This is a genomic window from Pollutimonas rozaliensis (assembly GCF_048751585.1).
GTDB lineage: Bacteria > Pseudomonadota > Gammaproteobacteria > Burkholderiales > Burkholderiaceae_B.
The window spans coordinates 1-276 of record NZ_JAZHOB010000090.1 but is presented as its reverse complement, the minus strand read 5'-3'; the positions used below and the strand labels follow the sequence as shown (position 1 = coordinate 276).

Annotated in this window: 1 protein-coding gene; it reads right to left on the bottom strand. The window is 63.8% G+C overall.

The window, feature by feature from the left end; translation table 11 throughout:
• Positions 1–249 (bottom strand): hypothetical protein (locus V0R37_RS22100; protein WP_420376558.1); only part of this gene is annotated, 249 nt, incomplete at its 3' end.
• Positions 250–276: the final 27 nt, after the last annotated feature.

Sequence of the window (276 nt, the reverse complement as noted above, 5' to 3'; positions counted from 1 at the left end):
GCCCGGTAGCGTCAGGCCCGACACCTGTGCGGTAATCTCTCCGTCACCATAGCCTTCCTGGGCCCTCACCGGGATAAACAGCGTGGTACGATCGCCTGGCCCCAGCGTGAGGGGACGCGGCTGCGCGCCCTCAAGGGACAGTTGACCGCTTGCCGAAAGCGCCACGTTCAGCGTCTGCGGCTGGTCAGTCAGATTGGTGAGATCCAGCGTTAAGCGGGAGGTATCGCCACTGGCAAGGAAGCGCGGCATGTTTAGCTCTGAAATGACGGGCGCGGC